13 protein-coding genes are annotated in these 16341 nt (G+C 64.5%); 10 read left to right on the top strand and 3 right to left on the bottom strand.

The genetic code is table 11. The features are described from left to right. Nucleotides 1-125: 125 nt before the first annotated feature. The 4 genes from FJM51_RS15770 to FJM51_RS15755 all read left to right on the top strand — a co-directional run bounded on the left by FJM51_RS15770 (nucleotide 126) and on the right by FJM51_RS15755 (nucleotide 4748). Nucleotides 126-1283: a glycosyltransferase gene (locus FJM51_RS15770; protein WP_140455102.1), complete on the top strand. Its 1158-nt coding sequence runs from the start codon at nucleotides 126-128 to the stop codon at nucleotides 1281-1283. Beyond that, the gene (locus FJM51_RS15765; RefSeq protein ID WP_140455101.1) at nucleotides 1280-2578 is read left to right on the top strand and encodes a lipopolysaccharide biosynthesis protein; all 1299 of its coding nucleotides are present in this window, start codon (nucleotides 1280-1282) and stop codon (nucleotides 2576-2578) included. Before FJM51_RS15770 ends, FJM51_RS15765 begins: the two co-directional genes overlap by 4 nt. Before the next feature lie 88 nt (nucleotides 2579-2666). After that, nucleotides 2667-3875 carry a glycosyltransferase gene (locus FJM51_RS15760; RefSeq protein WP_140455100.1) on the top strand — a complete coding sequence of 403 codons (1209 nt, stop codon included), beginning with the start codon at nucleotides 2667-2669 and terminating at the stop codon, nucleotides 3873-3875. 171 nt (nucleotides 3876-4046) lie between these two features. Next, nucleotides 4047-4748, top strand: coding sequence for a metallophosphoesterase (locus FJM51_RS15755; protein ID WP_233713148.1), 702 nt, complete (start codon nucleotides 4047-4049; stop codon nucleotides 4746-4748). A 16-nt stretch (nucleotides 4749-4764) separates the two neighbouring features. Here the strand turns inward: FJM51_RS15755 and FJM51_RS15750 are convergent, their stop codons facing one another. Then, complete coding sequence (locus FJM51_RS15750; RefSeq protein ID WP_181164583.1) at nucleotides 4765-5760, bottom strand: cellulase family glycosylhydrolase; 996 nt, start codon at nucleotides 5758-5760, stop codon at nucleotides 4765-4767. 253 nt (nucleotides 5761-6013) lie between these two features. Between FJM51_RS15750 and FJM51_RS23825 the strand changes: the two genes are divergently transcribed. The 4 genes from FJM51_RS23825 (at nucleotide 6014) to FJM51_RS15735 (ending at nucleotide 11134) form a co-directional block, all read left to right on the top strand. Then, nucleotides 6014-6244 (top strand): hypothetical protein, encoded by a 231-nt coding sequence (locus FJM51_RS23825; RefSeq protein ID WP_181164582.1) that lies wholly within the window; start codon nucleotides 6014-6016, stop codon nucleotides 6242-6244. A gap of 331 nt (nucleotides 6245-6575) precedes the next feature. After that, on the top strand, nucleotides 6576-8684 hold the full coding sequence (locus FJM51_RS15745) for a GumC family protein (RefSeq protein ID WP_140455097.1): 2109 nt from the start codon (nucleotides 6576-6578) through the stop codon (nucleotides 8682-8684). A 107-nt stretch (nucleotides 8685-8791) separates the two neighbouring features. Next, nucleotides 8792-10030 (top strand): O-antigen ligase family protein, encoded by a 1239-nt coding sequence (locus tag FJM51_RS15740; protein WP_140455096.1) that lies wholly within the window; start codon nucleotides 8792-8794, stop codon nucleotides 10028-10030. Nucleotides 10031-10054: 24 nt separating this feature from the next. Then, nucleotides 10055-11134, top strand: coding sequence for an acyltransferase family protein (locus tag FJM51_RS15735; RefSeq protein ID WP_140455095.1), 1080 nt, complete (start codon nucleotides 10055-10057; stop codon nucleotides 11132-11134). Here FJM51_RS15735 and FJM51_RS15730 read toward each other — a convergent pair. Together FJM51_RS15730 and FJM51_RS15725 are read right to left on the bottom strand one after the other, a co-directional pair. Continuing rightward, nucleotides 11131-12090: a sulfotransferase family protein gene (locus tag FJM51_RS15730; protein WP_140455094.1), complete on the bottom strand. Its 960-nt coding sequence runs from the start codon at nucleotides 12088-12090 to the stop codon at nucleotides 11131-11133. The genes FJM51_RS15735 and FJM51_RS15730 overlap by 4 nt on opposite strands. A 63-nt stretch (nucleotides 12091-12153) precedes the next feature. After that, the gene (locus FJM51_RS15725; protein WP_140455093.1) at nucleotides 12154-13089 is read right to left on the bottom strand and encodes a sulfotransferase family protein; all 936 of its coding nucleotides are present in this window, start codon (nucleotides 13087-13089) and stop codon (nucleotides 12154-12156) included. Between the two features lie 527 nt (nucleotides 13090-13616). Between FJM51_RS15725 and FJM51_RS15720 the strand changes: the two genes are divergently transcribed. Beyond that, nucleotides 13617-15689 (top strand): YjbH domain-containing protein, encoded by a 2073-nt coding sequence (locus FJM51_RS15720; protein WP_140455092.1) that lies wholly within the window; start codon nucleotides 13617-13619, stop codon nucleotides 15687-15689. Next, nucleotides 15686-16333, top strand: coding sequence for a YjbF family lipoprotein (locus FJM51_RS15715; protein ID WP_140455091.1), 648 nt, complete (start codon nucleotides 15686-15688; stop codon nucleotides 16331-16333). Before FJM51_RS15720 ends, FJM51_RS15715 begins: the two co-directional genes overlap by 4 nt. The last annotated feature ends 8 nt before the right edge of the window (nucleotides 16334-16341 follow it).

Below are 16341 nucleotides of genomic sequence, written 5' to 3'. Positions count from 1 at the left end.
CTGGCGGCGCGGCGGACATGATCGCTTTGAGATCTGTCGCAGCATGAGCCTGTTCGGTTTTCGACCCCGCGGCGCGCGAGGCTGCCGCGCCGATCTTCGCGAACCCGTTATGCGGTGCATGTCCGATGAAGCTTGAGCGTTTCCACGCGGCCGCGTCGCATACGTCTTCGGAGACGCACCCGACCCGGATTCTCGCCCTGACGGTGCGCGCGGATATAGGCGGCGGGCCGGAGCACATCTTCCAGCTCTGCCGGAATATCGGGGACGGGATGGAAATATTCATCGCCTGCCCCGACGAACCTCCCTATCACGACCGCTACGCCGCTCTGCCGAACGTCGTCGAGGTCATCGACCTGCCGCATCGGCGGTTCCAGTTCGGCGCGCTGTTCCGGCTCGCGCGGATCGTAAGGGAGCGGCGGATCGATCTCATCCACTCCCACGGCAAGGGCGCGGGACTCTACGGGCGTCTCCTCGCCGCGCTCACGGGCCGGCCCGCGGCGCATACGTTCCATGGGCTGCACGTGGGCGAATACGGCCGGTTCCGGACGCGGGCCTATCTCGGGCTGGAGCGGCTGCTGAGCCGCTGGACCGAGAGGGCGATCTGCGTCTCGGAGGGCGAGCGCGAACTGATCCTGGCCGCCGGGATCGCCGCGCCGGAGAAGCTCACGGTGGTGGACAACGGCGTGGTCATCCCCGAGGAGGCTCCGCGGCAGCCCGATGCGACGACCCCGCGGATCGTCGCCGTCAGCAGATACGACTATCAGAAGAACGCGGAACTCATCGTCGACATCGCCGAGGCGCTGCGCGCAAGGCTGGGCGAGGGGTTCGACATCGAGGTCCTCGGAACCGGCGAGAGCCTGCCCGCGGTCAGGGCCGCCGTCGAGGAACGGGGACTTTCCGCCAGGGTCCGCCTCTCCGGACCGAGCGCCGCGCCGCGCGAGGTCTTCCGACGGGCGGATATTTTTCTTTCCACCTCCCGCTGGGAAGGCATGCCTCTCGCAGTGCTCGAGGCGATGTCGGAGGGACTCGCGGTCGTGGCGACGGACGTGGTGGGAAACAACGACGTGATCGCGCATGACAGGACGGGCCTGCTGTACCCCGAGGGTGACGCGCGGGCCGGCGCCGAGGCGATCCTCGCCCTGGCCTCGCCCGAACGCCGCGCCCTCCTGGGCCGCATGGCGCGCCAGGAAGTGGCGGACCGGTTTTCCGTTGCAAGAATGTGTCAAGAGACCCGGATGATCTATCAGGAAATCCTTCTTCCCAGCCCGGAGGCGGCCGAGTGACCGCCTCCGACATGACCGTCGAGCCAGCGCGGCGGCTCTGGCAGGGCGCGGGCCTCGTGATGGGCATCAAGCTTGTCGGGGCGTTCCTGACCTATGTGATGTTCGCCGCCCTCGCGCGGGCGATGACCCATACCGAATACGGCCTGTTCTCCACCGCCTTCAGCCTTGCCACCCTGACGTCGCAGATCGCGCTCCTCGGTCAGGCCCAACTTGTCCTGCGGGAAATGCCGCGCTTCGACGGGCGGCAGCTGGAAACCGAGGGACGGGCCTTCCTGCGGTTGAGCTATCTGCGGACTCTCGCGGGGACGCTGCTGATCGTGGCCGGGCTCGTGGCCGCGCGGTGGATGGGTGCGAATGTCGCGCCTCTCTCGGTCGGCGCGCTGATCCTCGCGATGACCCTGGCGGAACTGCAGCAGAACGCGCTCCGGGGTCGAGGCTATGTGCTCGCGGCCTTCGGCGCGCGAGACGTGCTCTGGCGGCTCGCCGTCGTGGTGATCGCCGGCGCCGCGGTGCTTGGCTGGCTGCCTCCGCTCTCCAGCGACGGAGCGGTCTGGATGACAGCGGTCACCCTGATCGCCCTCGTCCTGCTGTTCAGCGTCACGGATTCCCCGACCTGCGTCTGGAAGCGTGCCTGGTCGCGACTGCCCCGGGGGACGCACCTCAAGGCCTCGCTTTCCTTCTGGATCAACGCGGTCATCGGTGTCGGCCTGCCGAACATCGCAACGATCGCGGTTGGCGCGATGTTGTCGGTGGAAGACGCCGCTCTCTTCTTCGCCGCGACCAAGACCGCCCAGGCCATGCAGTTCCTGCCCACGGCGATGATCCTGGTCGGCGCGCCCCAGGTCTCGCGCGCCTTCCATCGGGGCGACATGGGCGAGATCCAGCGGATCGCCCGGATGATCTCGGTCTTCGTGCTGCTTGTCGTCGCCTGTATCACCGTGGCTCTTCTCGGTTTCGGGAGCCGTGTTCTGGAAGCTTTCGGCCCCGGCTTCGCCGCCGGGTATCCGGTGCTGCTGATCCTCGTCGCCGGCTATTCGGTTTCTTCGCTCTGCGGGCCGACGAACGCGCTCATGTCGCTGAGCGGGAACGCCGGCACGTTGAACAAGGCGCTTCTCTGCTCGAACCTGATCGCGATCGCGCTGATCCCGCTCGCGGCCTGGCTGTTCGGCGCGATCGGAGTGGCGGTCTGCTTCGCCGGATCGGTCGCGGGCTGGAACCTCTGGATCAGGTCCTGGATCCGCAAGCACATGAAGGTCGAAAGTTCGGTTTTCAGCCTGCTTGCCAGCCCGAGGTGAGCGGGCCGGAAGCCGGCGCTCGCTGCGCGCCGGCCACTAAAGCCCGGGCCCGTGCCGGGCTGAGTGAGTTGTACGAGAGAGGCGGAGTATGAAGGTTGCCATCGTCCATTACTGGCTCATCGGAATGCGCGGGGGCGAGCGCGTGCTCGAGGCGCTCTGCGCGCTCTATCCCGAGGCGGTGATCATCACCCATGTCGCCGATCGCGCCGCGCTCTCGGAGCGGATCCTGCGTCACGAGATCCGGGAGACCTTCATCGCCCGGTTGCCGGGGGCGCGAAAGCACTACCAGAAATACCTGCCCCTGATGCCGCTCGCGCTCGAGATGGTGGATCTCTCCGAGTTCGATCTCGTCATCTCGAGCGAATCCGGGCCGGCGAAGGGGGTGATCCCGCGGCCCGACGCGCTGCACGTCTGCTACTGCCATTCGCCGATGCGCTACGTCTGGGACCATTTCCACGTCTACCGGGCGCGGGCGGGGCGGCTGACCCGGTGGATGATGCCGCTCATCGCGCATCGACTGCGGATCTGGGACGTGACCAGCGCCGCGCGGGTGGACGCCTTCGTCGCCAATTCGCATTTCATCGCGCAGCGGATCGGCACCTACTACCGGCGGGAGGCCACGGTCGTCGCGCCCCCGGTCGCGGTCGATGAGTTCACCCCCGTGGCTCCCGAAGCGGTCGGCGATCATTACCTGCTGGCAGGCGAACTCGTGAGCTACAAGCGCCCCGATCTCGCCGTCGAGGCCTTCACCCGCTCGGGCCGGAAACTCCGGGTCATCGGCGACGGCGACCAGCGCCGGGCCCTCGAGGCGATGGCGGGGCCGAACGTGGAGTTTCTCGGCAAGGTGCCCTTCTCGCGGCTGAGGGAGGAATTCGCGACCTGCCGGGCGCTCGTCTTCCCCGGCGAGGAGGATTTCGGGATCATCCCGGTCGAGTTGATGGCGGCCGGCCGGCCGGTCATCGCCTACGGCCGGGGTGGCGCGCTCGACAGCGTGGTTCCGGGCGTGACCGGCCATTTCTTCGCCGAACAGACTCCCGCCGCGCTGGAGGAGGCCGTGGAGGAATTCGAGAGCGGACTTCTTCCCGAGCTCGACGGCGCCGCGATCCGCGCTCATGCCGAGAGCTTCGCGCCCGAGGTCTTCGCGCGCGGGATCCAGGCCGCGGTCGCGGCCGCCTTCGTCGCGACGGGCAAGGGCGTGCCCGTGGCGGGAACCAGTCCGGCGCGTCGACGCCGGCTCGCGGCCGCCAATGGCTCCCGGCTTGACCTGGAAGTCCCGAACAGGAAGTCTTTCGCGTAGTCCGCGCCGATCCATGCCTCCGCGCTCCCGGCGCGACGAGGAAGATCGCTCCGCGTCCGAATGGTTGGTGTCATGAGTGCCCTTGGTTTCTTCCGCCAGTTCCTAACTGCCCCCCCGCCCCCCCGCGCGGCCGCGCGGCTACCCGAAGCCGAAAGGCCGGGGCCATTTCCGATGCCCGAGGAGCCGGTCTGCCTGCTCGGCGACCTGCATGGCCGCGTCGACCTGCTCGAGCGGTTCCTGACGCTTCGACGGCGGCATTTTCCCGAGCACCGGCTGATCTCGCTCGGCGACGCGATCGACCGCGGCGAGGACAGCGCCGATGTCCTGCGGCTGCTGCGCGCCGAAAGCGACCAGGGCGCGGTCTGCCTGATGGGCAATCACGAGGAGATGCTGATCGAGTTCCTCGACGATCCCGCCGACCAAGGCCGGCGCTGGCTCGCCCATGGTGGTCTCGCGACGCTGGCGAGTCTCGGTCTGCGTGGCCTGCCGGCGGACGCGGCGGAGCGCTTGGCGACGCGGGAGGCGCTCCGCGAGCGGCTGGGCGCGGAAACGGAGGCCTGGCTGCGCGCCCTGCCCCCGCTCTGGCGGAGCGGCAATCTCCTGGCCGCGCACGCGGGCGCCGATCCCGATCTCCCGCCCGAGCGGCAGGAGCGGCGCCATCTCGTCTGGGGGCACCGCGACTTCCACAGGCACCCCCGCGGCGATGGCATCTGCGTCGCCCATGGCCATGTCGTGGTCGAGCGCGCGCATATGCGTGCCGGCCGGCTGGCGCTCGATACCGGCGCCTATGCGACGGGCAGGCTGAGCTACGCGCTGATCGACCCCGCCGCCGCCGAGGGCGAACGGCTGACCTTCGCCATCGTACCCCGCTGAGGAGGCGGGGCGGAGGTCAATTGCAGGGGGTGCGACCCGCGGCGAGCGCCTGGAAGGCCGGTTTGGGCGACCAGTCCCGCCGCAGCAGGCCGAACTGGCCCTTTCCGCTGTCGCGGAAATCATAGAGGATCATGGCGCCGATACCCAGTTCCTCGGCCTCCGACAGTCCCGCGGAGATATAATCCCACTGCCGATCCTCGCCGACCCCGCGGGCGGTGTCGTTCGTGGACGCGCCCGTCTCCGTCACCAGGATGGGCTTGTCGGCGAGGCCGGGGCGGGCACGGATGATCGCCACCGACTCGCGGAACCGCTCGACATAGGAGTCTATCGGCAGCCGTTGTCCCTCCAGCGTGGGATAGACATGGATCGAGATCGCGTCGGAATACTGCTCCGCCACCCCGGAGGCCGCGAATTCCGAAAGGGTGCTCGCCTCCCCTCCGTCCACGGCGGCGTTGGAAAAGACGCCTGCGATCACCACGGCCTCCGGGGAAGCCGCCTTGATCGCCGGATAGGTCTCCCGCAGCAGGGCGGCGTAGTCCGCCACCTCCCCGGGTCTGGTCCGCCCCGTTCGCGTATCCCACTCGTTCCAGACCTCGAAATGGCGCACCCTGCCCCTGAAATGCCCGGCGAGCGCCGCCGCGTAGCGCGCGAAGGCCGCCCGCGCCGCGGGAGAGGTCGGTTTGCGCGCGTTGGCGTATAGCGGGTTGCCGTAGTCGATGATCAGCATCGGCTCCATTCCCAGCGAGACCGCGTGATCGACCGCCCGATCCCAGGACGCGGGGAAGAGATATTCTCCGGGCCGCTTCTCGACAGCGGCCCAACGCGCATCGGTCCGGACGAGGACGAGCCCCGCCCGGCACATCGTATCGAGCGTCCGGACAGCTGTCGCCTCGTCTAGCTGGAATAGATGCGCGGCGGCTCCGAGCGGCATCTCCCCGGCGGACGAGGGAAGATCCAGGAGTGGCAGCAGGCAGAGCGTCCCGGCCACGACATTCGAGAGAGTTGTCCGCATCGGTTCCTTTCGGGTGTTCCATTGCGCCTTCCGGCGCCGCCGAACTCTGTCGGCGAGTCTCCGGTGACGCATCGTTTCGCGAGTATGGCCGCGGGCTCCCCCCGCGCGCAACCCGGGGTGCCGCGTAGGCCGATATCGGCGCCTGTGCGGAGAATCGCCATCAGGGTCAGAAGAGCCTAATCGTAGTGCGAAACGGGCGTGATCTTCGCAATGCAATATGCTAAGCAGGCGAGAAACAGTTGGAGCAATGACCATGAACCACAGGATCTTTTCCGCCTTGGCCCTGGCCATCGCCGCCAGTGCCCTTTCGCCGTTGGCCGCTTCCGCGCAGGGAACGCAGGTGGCCGGTTTCGAACCGATCGCGCGCAACTCGACCATGGGGGCGATGGCCGAGGCCCTGCTGAACAGCATCGCTACCACCTCCACGACCAATACCACGTCCTCGACCAGCAACACGGGTTCGGGCTGCGGTTGCGGAAAATGACCCTTGGCGATCGCGGATACCACGCGGTCGCGGGCCGCGTCGGCTCCCTTTCCGGGGACGGAGAGAGGCCGGCGCCATCCCTCCCTGGCTTTCAGCTACGCGGGACGGACCGGAGTTCATGACTTGCTGGTTCCCGGCAGGGCGCCCCGGCGTGTCCCGAACTGATCCTCCGGGCCAGGCCTTGGCAGACCCGGCGGAAGTCCTTCATCGCCGGTACCTCCCCTCCAAACCCCCCGGAAGCGGCGACTTGAACTCCCCCTTTCTTCATGAAAGGCAGGGGTAAAGGCGCCTGAATGCGTCGAGAGTAAAATAGTGCAAGAGTTGTGCGGTCATGGAAAGTAAGCCAAGGTATATGATTGCGTCTTCGACGGACAGCGATACGATCGATCTGTCAAAGATTTTCAATATCCTTCTTCGCAAGAAGTACTGGATCATATTCTCGGCCATAGTACTTACGGCACTTGCCTTCGCATATGTGGAGTTTTTGGCCACTCCCACCTATCGCGCCACGTCCACCGTCGTCATGGACTCCCGCGAGGCCCAGGTCACCGGGCTGGACGTGGAAAGCATTCTCGGCAGCCTTTCGAGCGACAGCACCGCGGTCAATACGGAGGTGGAGGTCTTCCAGGGCCGCATGCTGATGGGGCGGGTCGTCGACGATCTGAAGCTCGTCGAGGATCCCGAGTTCAACCAGCTGCTCAACCCTCCGGGGCTGGTGTCGCGGATCAGGACCTTCCTGCTGGGCGCGCCCCCGGCCCTGTCCGAGAACGAGATCCGCGACGGGGTGGTGACGGCGCTTCTCGATCAGGTGGTGACGACGAACATTCCGCAGAGCCTGGCCTTCCAGATCCAGGTCGAGACGGAATCCGCCGAGAAATCCGCGCGGATCGCCGACACGATCGCGCGCCTCTACATCGACGACCAGGTCCGGGTGAAGTTCGAGGCGACCAAGCGCGCGGCGGAATGGCTCACCGGGCAGGTGACGGGCCTGAAGGCGGAACTCGAGGCGGCCGAGAAGAAGATCCGCGAGTTCCAGAGCGGCATGAGCATCGCGAGCGCCGAGGAACTGGCCGCGCTCGACCGGCAGCTCAAGGACACGCGCGACCGCCGGGCGGCGAGCGAGGCGCAGGCCAATACCCTGCTCGCGCGCCAGCAGGCGCTGGAGAGCGCCTCGGGCCGGGGCGGCCAGGCGGCCGCGCTGAACGATCCGCAGCTGATCGAGCTCGCCGTCGCCGCCGACGCGGGCGATGCCGAGGCGGTCTCCGCCTTCGAGGCGCGGCGGGACCTGCTCGGCCGGCAGATGGCGCAGGATCTGCTCCGCCTGCGCGGACAGGTCGACTCCTACGCGCTCGCCGAGAAGAACCTGCTCGACACGATCAACCGGGACTCCCGGGAACTCACCCAGCTCGAGCAGATGACGCGCGAGGCGGAGGCGAGCAAGCTGCTCTACGAGCATTTCCAGACCCGGCTGAAGGAGACCATCGCGCAGCAGGGCATCCAGCAGCCCGACAGCCGCGTGCTCTCCCAGGCGGTGCGCCCGCTTCGCGCGGCGACGCCGCGGAAGGGGCTGATCCTGGTGATGGCCGCCCTCCTCGGCGCCATGCTCGGCGCGGGCCTTGCCCTGCTGCGGGAGGCCGCCTCGACGGGCCTGCGCACCGCCAACGACCTCGAGGCCCTGACCGGGCGCGTGGTCCTCGGCCAGATCCCGCTCCTGCCGGAGCGGCAGCGCGCCAAGGTTCTGAGCTACCTCGCCAGGAACCCGACCTCGGCGCTCGCGGAATCGGTGCGCAATCTGCGCACCTCGATCCTGCTCTCCAATGTCGACCGGGCGCCGCAGGTCATCGCCCTCTCCTCCTCGGTCCCGAGCGAGGGCAAGACCACGCTCACGCTCGCGCTGGCGCAGAACCTGACGCTGATGGGCAAGAAGGTGCTGGTGGTCGAGGGCGACATCCGCCGCCGCATGTTCAAGCGCTACCTCGACCTGCCGCAGGGCAGCAAGGGCCTCGTCAGCGTTCTCTCGGGCGAGGTCTCTCTCGCCCAGGCGGCCTGCCCGACGAGCGAACTCGGCGACGTGCTCCTCGGCGAGAAGACGGCGGTCAACGCCGCCGACCTCTTCTCCTCGCAGGCCTTCCCGCGCTTCCTCGCCGAGGCGCGCAAGATCTACGACGTCATCCTGATCGACACGCCGCCGGTGCTGGTCGTGCCCGACACGCGGATCATCGCGCAGCACGCCGACGCGGTCGTCTTCATCGTCCGCTGGGATCACACCCCGGAAACCCAGGTGCGCGATTCCCTGCACATGCTCGACACGACGAACGCGCGGATCGCAGGCATGGTGCTGAGCCAGATCGATCCCAAGGGCATGCGCCGCTACGGCTATGGCGAACGCTACGGCGCCTACGCGGCCTACGGGAAGAAGTACTACAACACTGCGGAGTGACGGTCGCCCTTGGGAGCCAAGGGCCGTTCGGTTGAGGTTGAATGGCGGTGAATTCTCGCCGTTCAACCTCCATGCAATCCTCCCTGCTTCGGGAACGGTAAATCGATATGGACAGCACTCAATTCCGCCGGGACCATATCCGCCCCTGGGTTCCCGATCTTCGACCGGCGCCGATTATCGTCATGTTGGCCATGATGGGGGCGTTCCGTTCAATCGGCCAGTTTCCGATATATTTGGGTTACCTTTCGGCTCTGGCCGGACTGATCTGGATCGGTGCGAGCCTCCAGATCTCCAAGTTCCTGATCCCGAGCTACCTGCTCGTGTTGTGGGGCTATCTCTCGCTCGTCTATAACGGACTGGGGCCCTACAGCTACGTGCAGCTGACGGTTGTCCTCGGCGGAATTGGTCTGGCCGAGATCGCCGCCCGCATGGAGCCCTCCAAGATAGCCGAGCTGGTGTCTCGGCGTCTTGTCTGGATCATTCTCGCCCTTACGGTCATCGAGTTCGTCCTGATCGAACTGGGAATGGGCCAGCGTACCAGAGAGCTGGACGGCGAACTCGTGGGGGGACTGTTTCCCGATCTCGGCATCGCGGTTCCCCGATTCATGGGATCCATGGGAGGATCCGGATTCAGCGGTTGCATGACCGGCGCTCTCGGGCTTCTGTGCCTCGTGGAAGGGCGCAAAAAGACCGCGCTGACCCTGTTTTTCGTCACGGTTCTAATGGTCAGCCGAGGGCCGCTTCTGGCCCTGATCATCGCATTCATGTTTCACTTTTTTCGAGATCTGAAGATAGGCAGGATTTGCGCGTTCATCCTGCTGGCCATCTCAGCGCTCTTTCCAGTTTTGATCTGGTACCTGGAGAGCGTATTGTCGAAAACGGAAATCGTATTTTTGATTAAGGTGAGTACAGAGAGATTTCTTCACTACATGTCTTTTCTTGAATTTGGACTAAGTTCACCGATATTCGGAATTGGATACAGTAATTATGAATCGGTATATACTGACTATTTTTACACTGCGGATTTCCAGCAATGGGGAACCCGGTACAATGTGGGTTTGATCCGCGAAGCCCATAACTTCATGCTCGATATATTCGGAGAGATGGGTGTGGTGGCGTGGATTCTCGCTGCCGTGCAGCTGGTCATGACAGGATGGCGGGCTCTTTCGGGTGACGCGCGCTACGGAGCGATGTTTATCTATGTGACGATCTGCTTCTTCTTTCTCTCCGGATTATCGAACTGGGTTTACTGGCTTATGATAGGCATCATAATGAGCCATTCCTCACAGATAAATCGATCAAGATCTGGCTCTCTTTCAATGACAGTAGCCCCGTATCGCGCGTAGTGATCATGTAGGAGGAGTTCCCCATTGTCTTCCGACTTCGAAAATGTGAGCAAGGTACGGCTGGATTCAATAACCGGACTACGTGGATTTGCCGTATTTATTGTATTTTTATCACATTGCGCGAATAAAAATTACCTGCCTGCCTGGTTGGGGCAAGGATTCGGTCAGATTGGAGTGATGATATTTTTCACATTAAGCGGGTTCCTGATGGCATCTCTTTATCTGCAGAGAGTTCCCGATAGATATAATTTGGAAATATATGCGCGAAGCAGGGCGGGAAGGGTTCTGCCGCTCTTCATTCTGGTGGTGCTGACGTCAGTCACGTTGAATGGCCTTGAGGGTTGGCCCTATGGAATCAATACGCTGAAATTGTTTCTGATGAACGTAATGTTCATCAAGGGAACCGCAGAACTTTGGGCTGTTCCTGTGGAGATACAGTTCTACTTTATATTCGTTGGAATATGGGTGCTATCTCATAGATCTGTTATGGAGTCCTGTCGTTTATACGTAAGGTTAATTTTTTCTTTGTCAATTATTAGCGGATTGATTTGTCTGGTGATAACGATGCGGGGAGATTTTTTCTCGGGAATACATGTATTTATACAGTATTTCCTTATAGGCCTTTTGATGCCTGTTGCTATACCTATGATCAGAAAAGCACTCGGCACCCTTCCTGCGGGTAGGTACCGGGTCGTGGTTGAGTATGGATCCTCTATATTGGTTATGTTTTTCCTTGTAGGTAACGCGCCATATCTCAAGAAATCTATGGGAATCGATATATTTATCTGGTGGGATCCGTTGGTAGCGCTGGCGGTCGCGTCAGTATTCATGATGACATTTTTTCGCTCTGGTATTTTCAGAATGATGGAGAGCCCCATATTTCTATCTATGGGAACGATTTCGTATGGGTTCTACCTCATACACCCAATTATAATTGGTCTATTTTCCACAATAATGATCGGATCTGGAGATAACTATATAATATCGTCTGTCATATTCTTCATTTCCACCGGGATAGCGATGATTTCGTACTATCTATTTGAAAGACCAATTCTCAATAAGTTCAAGACATGGGGTAAGCGGGGAACACTTCTCCCCACCTAGGTTGACGCTGACAAACCGGAAGCTTCGAGGGCTCGTTCGAGATGCGGGCCCTTCCACTTCGGCAGGGAAACCTCAAGCAGCCGCTCCAGGCGTTCGACGTCCGGCCGGAATACCTCGTAGAGTTCCGCCTCGAAGGCGGGCGACATGTCCTTCCTCCTCGACTTCACGCGAAGTCTTTCCTTGAGGAGCTCGATCGAGCGGGGCTTGTTCCGCCGGGCGTAGTTGCGGAAGGCCCAGACCGCCGGCTGGAGGGGCTTCGGTGGGCGCAGGACCAGGTTCGCCAGCCATTCGTAGCGATGGCTGTGCGATCCGTTCACGATGGGAAACTCGGCGCGTCCGTCGTCCGGAAGGCCGAGAAACGCCAGGCTTTCCCTGTAGAGGCCGAGGGGATCCGCCTTCAGCTGCTCCTGGAACAGCACGAGCCGCCGTTCCGGCGGGACCTGCGCGAAGAAGCGTTCGATCTGGCCGGCATAGGACGCCACCTCCCGATAGAGGAGGAACTGGGGCGCGAGGCAGGTGGCCGGAATGCTCTCGCCGCGCGCGCGCGCGTCCTGCAGCCGCCAGGCCCTCTCGAAATCCTCCTCGTCCTCGTTGCGCGCGAACACCTGCTCCATGTGAAAGGCATGCGCGACCTCGACCGGATCGCGGAGCAGGACGATGAACTTCGCATCCGGGCTCATCCGCAGCGCGCGCGCCACCGCGACCTCCGAGGCGAGATAATTCGTCGATCCCTCGCCGAGGGCGATATGCCGTTCCGGATCCGCGTTCGCGTAGAGGGCAAGATAGCTCGCGTCATCCGTCAGGAAGTGCTGCTTCTTCAGCTTCGGATAATCCTCGGAGAAATAGAACGGCTCCTTCGGATCCGTGAAGAAGACCGCCGGATGCTCGCTCAGATACTGGGCCAGAGCGGATGTGCCGCATTTCGGCGCGCCGATGATGAAGAAGTTCGGGATCATGAAGAAACTCCGTACACAAGACGTTCCGCCCGCGCATGAGCGCCCGAGGCGCCCGCGCCGGCGTCAGGCCGCTGCGGCGCGGGCTTGCCAGCCGGAAAGGTCGCGCCCCGTCAGGGCGGCGATCTTCCGGATCTGGGGGGCGAACACGTCATGCAGGGCCGCGAGCTGCTGCTCGGTCAGCTCGGTTCGCGGCATGTCGCGGACCAGGATCTTCTGCGCGAGACGCTGCGTCAGCGAGCCATTGCGACGGAGTGCCTTCTTGAGCACCCTGACCGTTGGCGCGAAGGCCGCGGGCGGGGACTGATAGAGCCGGGCGATCCCCTGGAACCGGTGCTGGCGCGAGGATTTCACCGCGCCGATGTCGGACAGCTCCTCCTTCCCCAGTTCGAGAAAATCCGTCAGCCGGTCATAGAATCCGCCGAAATCCCGCTGCATGTCGTCCAGGAAGCCGATGAACAGTCGCTCGGGCGGGATTCGGTTCATCGCGCGTTCCAGCTGATCCCCCAGCGCGCCCTGCCGGGCATAGAGCAGCCGGAGAGGGTCGGCGCAGGACTTCGGGATGTTCTCGCCACGCGCCCGCTTCTCCTGCAGCGTCCAGGCCGTCCAGAAATCCGGTTCATCCTCGTTCATGCTGAACAGCTGCTCCTGATGCAGGGACTGAACCTGCGCGACCGGGTTTCGCAGCATGATGATGAAGTAGGCATCCGGTTGGAATCCGAGGATATTATCGACGGCGACCTCGGAAAAGAGATGGGTCGTGGACCCATCCAGGAGATGGGTCTTCTCCTCCGGGCATTTCGCGAAAAGCGCGAGGTAATCGTCCACCGACTTCAGGTCGGTGACATCGGTCGACTTCTTCATGTCGGTCGACCAGAAGTCCGTTTCCTTGGGATAGGGCAGGAACACCTTCGAATGCTGCGCGAGCACGCGGACAATCGTCGTCGTCCCGCATTTGGGCGCGCCGAGGAGAAAGACATTGGGTTTCCGCGTCTCAGCCATCCTGGATCCTTTCACCGGCGGGTTCGTTCAGGCGGGGAAGTGGCACCCGCGGGCCTCGCGCGCGCGGCGCGCCAAAGGGCGTGGTCCGGCTGGTTTCGTACTCGTCGCGAAACGGGGTCGCGCGCGGCGAAACGCCTCCCCGCGCGAGGCTCGGTCGCGTCGCGGCCTCGGGGCCGGCGCCGGGAAAGGGCGCGCTCGAAGGGTACAGCGTCATCGGTTTGCGACAACAGAACCAGGAAATCCACACCGGTTCCATAGACCAAATCCTGGCTCGGCTCGCAAGCCGAACTCGCCTTCCGCGCGCTTTTCCTCGCGCCGGACGAGCGGAAATGCGCCAAAAAGCAGCGCCTGGCCACCCGGAGAGTTACCCTGGGGCCACAGTCCGACCGCCCGCGCCGGTCGCGGCCGCCGCCGCCGCTTTACCGCTTTGCCGATCACGGATAGGTTAACGACATAATAATAATCGTAACGAGTGGGCAGTGCGTTCAGGCAGGTATCTGATATGGGTCACGGCCGCGGGGATCCTCGTGGCCGTTGAAGCGGCTTCCGGTCAGACGGTGCCGAGCCTGTCTCACTACGGTGGGCCGGGTTACATCGAGATGCCCTCGGGCTTCTCGCTCCCGGACGGTACGCTGGCCTTCACCGCCAATACCACCGCCGACGGGGAAAGCCGCTTCGCCGCGACCTTCCAGTTCTCGGACCGGCTGCAGGGGACCTTCCGGTATTCCTATCTTCAGGATTACTTCACCTTTCCGAACGGGAACCACAATTCCCTCTACGACCGCAGCTTCGACGTCCGCTACCGGATCCTCGACGAGGATCTCGAGGGCTGGGTGCCGGCGGTTTCCGTCGGCCTGCAGGATTTCGGCGGTACGGGGGTCTTCGCTTCGGAATACATCGCCGCCTCGAAGCATATCGGTTCCTCGGTCACCTCTACCCTCGGCATCGGCTGGGGGCGCTACGGCACCCACAACGGCTTCGAGAACCCCCTCGCGATCTTTTCCGATCGTTTCAAGAACCGCGCTCCCCTCCAGGGGATCCAGAACACCGGGCGCGTCGCCTATGACCGGCTGTTCCATGGCGACGCCGCGCTCTTCTTCGCCACCGACTGGCAGCCGACGCCGAACTGGCGGCTGACCTTCGAATATTCCTCGGATTCGATGGATCCCGAGGTCGAGCAGATGGGCTACGAGTACAAGACGCCGTTCAATCTCGGCGCCCGCTATCAGTTCGACAACGGCGCGAGCCTGGGCGCCTCCTTCATGAACGGCTCCACCCTCGCGGTCAGCGCGAGCTTCATGCTCAATCCGAAGGACCCGCCGGCGCCCTCCGGGCGCGAACCGGGGCCGCCCGCGATCTCGCGCGGCTCGGACGAGTCTCTGGCGCTCTGGACGCCCCGGCCGGATCCGCAGCGCTACGAGCGGCTCCAGGCGGCGCTGAACGATCAGGGGATCACGCTCGAAGGGTTCGAACTCCAGGGAAATGTCGCCACCGTCTCGATCACCAACGAGCGCTGGCCGGCCTCGGCCCAGGCCTATGGCCGCGCCGCCGCGGTGCTGAGCGCCCAGCTGCCGGCCGATGTCTCGGCCTTCCGGATTCGCGGCCATATCCAAGGCATGGCGATCACCGAGGTCACGCTGCGCCGGAGCGACCTCGAGCAGACCGAATACGCCTTCGACGGCGCCTGGCAGAGCTATGCCCGCGCAGGCGTCGCCGACGCCGCGCTCACCGCCGGCCCGCCCGAGGCCTGGGATCCCTCCTATTCGACCTGGCTCGGCCTCTATGCGACCCCCTTCCTGTTCGATCCGGACAATCCGGTGCGCGCGGACCTGGGGCTCGAACTGGGCGGATCCTTCTCGCCGTGGCAGGGCACCTATCTGAGCGGCGCGCTCCGGCACAAGATCGTCGGCAATCTCGACGAGGCCGACCGCCCCTCGGATTCGACCCTGCCGCATGTGCGCTCCGACGCCTGGCTCTATGCGAAGGATGCCAGTGAGGTGACGGTCCCCTATCTGACCATCGGGCAGTACGAGCGGCTCGGCCAGGATCTCTACGGCCAGGCCCAGGCCGGCATCCTCGAGCCGATGTTCGGCGGCGTCTTCGGCGAGATGCTCTGGGCGCCGCCCGGCCAGCGGCTCGCCCTGGGCGGCAACCTCGCCTATGCGCGGCAGCGCGATTTCGACGGCGGATTCGGCTTCCAGGACTACGACGTCGTGACCGGCTTCCTGTCGGGCTTCTACGACTTCGGCGGCGGCTATTACGGTCAGGTCGACGTGGGGCGCTACCTGGCGAAGGACTGGGGCTCGACCCTCACGGTCAGCCGCCGTTTCGGCAACGGCTTCGAACTCGCCGCCTTCGCCACCCTGACCGATGTCAGCTTCGACGAATTCGGCGAAGGCTCCTTCGACAAGGGCTTCGCCTTCAGCGTGCCGCTCTCCTGGATGACGGGCAAGCCCTCGCTCAACCAGTTCGGTATGGTGATCCGGCCGATCCTGCGCGACGGCGGCGCGCAGCTCTGGGTGCCGAACCGGCTCTATGCGATGACCCGCCCCGGACGTCAGGAAGAGCTCGGGTCCCGCTGGGAGCGGTTCTGGCGATGAGAAATCCGTTCCGTCTCGGCGCCGTCTCCGCTCCCCTCGCCCTCTGCCTGTGGCTCGCGGGCTGCGCGCTCAGCACGCAGGCGGATCGCAACGGCCAGCAGCTCTGGCCCCCGGCCCCGGGCATCGATACCACCCAGGCCGAGCGCCTGATCGCGGCGGGCGCGCCGCGCCTGCGCATCACGCTGCTCGACCAGGGCCCCTCGGTGCTCATGGTCGAGACCGGCGCGCGGGACGGGGTGACGCGCTGGCGCACCATCGACAACGCGCAGATCTACCTGCGCGACGGGCTCATCATCGGCACGCGCGGTCTTTCCTTCGACCTGATGACGGCGGACACGGCCGAGGCGGCGGCCGCGATCCATGGCGGATACCCGGCGCGGATCACGCGCATCCACAGCTATCTCGACGGGCAGGACCGGATGCGCATCCGGTCCTATGTCTGCGACGTGACCCCCGCCGGCCAGGAGAGCATCCGGCTTCTCGACGGTCCCGAGGTTCCGACCCAGCGGATCGACGAGGCCTGCCGCGGACCGGAAGACGATTTCACCAATGTCTACTGGCTGCGCGGCGGTCGCGTCGCGCAGTCGGTCCAGTTCATCAGCGAAGGCGTGGGCCGTGCCCAGGTCCTGTTCCCGAGTCACTAGATTGGAGA

Source organism: Amaricoccus solimangrovi (assembly GCF_006385685.1).
GTDB lineage: Bacteria > Pseudomonadota > Alphaproteobacteria > Rhodobacterales > Rhodobacteraceae > Amaricoccus > Amaricoccus solimangrovi.
Note: the sequence above shows the minus strand (reverse complement) of the source record. Positions and strands in the feature narration are given on the sequence as shown.